The organism is Staphylococcus massiliensis CCUG 55927, from assembly GCF_000298075.1.
Classification (GTDB): domain Bacteria; phylum Bacillota; class Bacilli; order Staphylococcales; family Staphylococcaceae; genus Staphylococcus; species Staphylococcus massiliensis.
In genome coordinates, this window is record NZ_JH815596.1 from 39843 (window position 1) to 43150 (window position 3308).

A 3308-nucleotide genomic window follows, 5' to 3' on the forward strand; every position below is an offset into this window, starting at 1 on the left:
AGTTTGTTTACTTTATGTTTCGTCGTCGTTCCGATGTTTTTCGTGATAATTTTTATGGTACTAATATTACTAATTTCTTTGGTTTTGTTACTCAGTCCTGCGATTCTTGTCATTAATATATTTCTTTCTGGTGTAACATTTGGGTTACTTTCTAACATTTTATTTAGCTTATCTTTATGCGGTTTAGGCATCGTATTTATGGTGCTTGTGCTAAAAGTATTCGATGTCATTTATGGCTTAACGCTAAAGTATTTAAGATGGAATATTAAGATGATCAGAGGGGGTAGATCCTCATGAAGAAATTACTCTTATTCGGGATTGGCATGTTCGTGACTTTCTTTGCATTAGGAACACTTTCCTGGTTTTTAATTGATAAACCAAATAAAGATGTTGTTAAATACAGTGAGACGTATGACCCCGATAAGTTCAATAAAATCGAAGTCGATTCTAACAATGTTTCTATTCATTTGAAAAAAGGGAAACGCTTTAAATTTAAATATCAAGGTAGTATTGAACCTGAAATTTCAACCAAAAATGGTACGTTTAAGTTAAATGATGAAGAACAAAAGCTTAAAGGACGTGCGAACTTTAATCCTTTTGATGCGAGACATAAACATTTAACTATTACAGTACCACCAAAAAAATTAAAAGAAATTGATTTATCTACTGCTACAGGTGAAGTTGTAGTAGATGGCGCATCAAGCAAATCATTGACTATATGGAATAGTGGTACAGGTAAACTAGACTTAAGTCACTTAAATTGTGATTCAGCAGACATCAAAGGTAAACGTAGTGCTTTAAAACTTGATGATAGTCATATGAAGGATACATCGTTAAATATCGATGCAGGTGAAATTAATGTAACAAATTCGCTAATTCAAAGTGGAATCGTAGTAATTAATTCAGGACCACTGAGATTAAATAAAATGCACCCTGATACTTCCGTTAAAGCTTCCTCTAAAAGAGGTAATATTTATTACTCATATGATCGACTACCTAAATCCGTCAAACTTAAATTAAGTCCTGAAAATGGTAAAACGTATATTAAGAATGAGGCATTACGTAAACGCGATGATAAATACTCGAAACATATCTTAGAATTCTATACGCACGATGGTGATATTAAACTCTATTAATCTAAGAAACCCAGTAGTTAAAGCTAACAAACAAAGCTTTAGCCACTGGGCTTTTTTAATGGGAAGCAAAGGTGATGTCAGTCTCGATAACACCTTCGAAATGATCGATTGTTAAAGGATGTCCATTAAGCCAAGACTTGAAGTCGATTGAGGTTGGTGTGCTGTTTTCACCAAGTCCAAACCATGCTTTCAAACGAGTTGGTTCGTACATAGACGTATGAATCGTACCTGACCAGCTCTTAAAAAGTTTACTATATAGATTGTACTTAGGATCATTAAACATGCGATATACATTGAATTGTTGATGTGGTTCCTTTAAATGTTCGTGTAATTGAGCCAGGCGCTCTTTAGATTCTTTCGTATAGTTACGGTTTTCATGGGTTAAAATTTCAAAGTGATTGGTACACGTTTGATGGTTTCTAACTTCTACACCTCTAGGCGTGACTTCTACAATTGCGTGATTGAGTTGTTTATCTTGAACGATATAGCTGAATGAACTGCGGTGTGGTAACGTTTTGAGAAAAGCAATTACTTCATTAACATCTTTACATAACTCTAAGATTAAGCGACCTATCATATAACACACGAATCCGTTCTGTGGCTTTTTACGATGCATGAAATTATAAGCCATTACAAGACCATGTTCGTTCATACCGTCCATGCGTCCTGTAATTCTTGAAATGGGACCTATTTGTGCATATCCACCATCGTTCGGTTGGAAAAGCAAATAACGACCATCGTATGTGGCAGGGTGGTAGTCATAATTACGAACAAGGTAATCATCGCCTACATAAACTGTACAGCCGCTATCCTTTAAATCAGTGAAACGATAGTGCGCGAAGTTTAATATCGCTTGTTTAGTAGGTATATTTAGCACATCACGTAGTGCCATGATTTCCTCCCATATTTGAGGTGCAAAGTGTTGGTATATATCAAAAGTTTCATTAATATCTATATCGAAACGTGGGTTACGTTTCTTCCATTCCTTTTCACGGTTACGTAACATTCGAGTTTGCTCCATCCATTTAGCTGTCTCAACACCTAGATCATAATGCGAGCCACGATGGGTTTGGATATCGACTTTAACATTCTGCATGATTTGTAATCCTTTCTTAAATAATAGTTACATCTAAAATGTTATCTTAATAATTTGTAACACTAAGTTAATAGACTTTGCACTTTTAAAAATTATATAATTAGAATGTAACGAAATAAAACTAACTTACGATGAGATAATCTATTTTGGAAGAGGTGATTACTATGTTTCAAGATGCATGGAACACAGCTGAAAGAGAAATTATTTTATGGTGGTATAGCTAATAATCATGGACATTTACTATAATCATTTTAAACGAAAATAAGCAAGGACATATAGTGCAGTTACTATTGTCTTTGCTTATTTTTTAGTGTGTTCCGTAAATGTCTTCAACATTTTGAGTAATGTAGATAGATGTAATTTTGTGATGTTCAGCGCTTTGTTCAGAGTTAAATGTACATGTGATTAATGTCTTTTTTGATGATCTGTAAAATCATTTGCATAGACATAAAACAAGATTAGCTGTTCATTTTCTAGTCGTGCTCTGTGAATGACATCGAAACTCCAACTCAAATCACTTTTTTCAACTTCTTCCAATCGTGTTTTAAATAGGTCTAAGAGTTCTTCTCTAGACAAAATTTGACTCTTTCTTGACTTATCCATTTTATAACACACAACGTCAGAAGCTAACATATCATCTACTTTATCAATGTTGTTTTGTTGCCAAGCATTTAGAAATGATATATATGGCACAATAAAAACCTCTCTTTAATTATAAAAGTCTATTATTAGTTATAATTTACCACATTATAACAGAAATCCATATATAGGTGAATGAAAAACATGAATAAAGGGTATAGATTTAATGTATTGAAAGAGTATGCTATTATAATAATAAAGTATACTATAACTATTTGAGGTGAATGATAACATGTGCAAGTTTATTAAAGGACTATTAACATTTATTTTAAGCTTTATTGCAATCACATCTGTAGTAGTAGCTGGTTTAGCAGTTGTATTTGCATATATCTTCAAAAAAGACTTTGAAGATATCGAAAATAAAACTAAAAAAATTGTGGCAGAAATTGAATCAAATAATGCCTAAATGAGGACGAACACTTCTTAGTGTTCGTTTC

General features: G+C 33.0%; 4 protein-coding genes. 2 read left to right on the forward strand and 2 right to left on the reverse strand.

Annotated features, from left to right (window positions below):
- Nucleotides 1-293: 293 nt before the first annotated feature.
- Complete coding sequence (locus A33S_RS0110675) at nucleotides 294-1136, forward strand: DUF4097 family beta strand repeat-containing protein (protein ID WP_009385036.1); 843 nt, start codon at nucleotides 294-296, stop codon at nucleotides 1134-1136.
- A 55-nt stretch (nucleotides 1137-1191) separates the two neighbouring features.
- On the opposite strand, the gene A33S_RS0110680 is transcribed toward A33S_RS0110675, so the two are convergent.
- Nucleotides 1192-2232, reverse strand: a complete 1041-nt coding sequence (locus tag A33S_RS0110680; RefSeq protein ID WP_009385038.1) for a C45 family autoproteolytic acyltransferase/hydrolase — start codon at nucleotides 2230-2232, stop codon at nucleotides 1192-1194.
- 405 nt (nucleotides 2233-2637) lie between these two features.
- A complete protein-coding gene (locus tag A33S_RS0110685; protein ID WP_009385040.1) occupies nucleotides 2638-2925 on the reverse strand; it encodes a hypothetical protein in 288 nt (95 codons plus the stop codon).
- Between the two features lie 178 nt (nucleotides 2926-3103).
- Here A33S_RS0110685 and A33S_RS12450 point away from each other — a divergent pair, with 178 nt between their 5' ends.
- Nucleotides 3104-3277, forward strand: coding sequence for a hypothetical protein (locus tag A33S_RS12450; RefSeq protein ID WP_017176857.1), 174 nt, complete (start codon nucleotides 3104-3106; stop codon nucleotides 3275-3277).
- Nucleotides 3278-3308 lie beyond the last annotated feature (31 nt).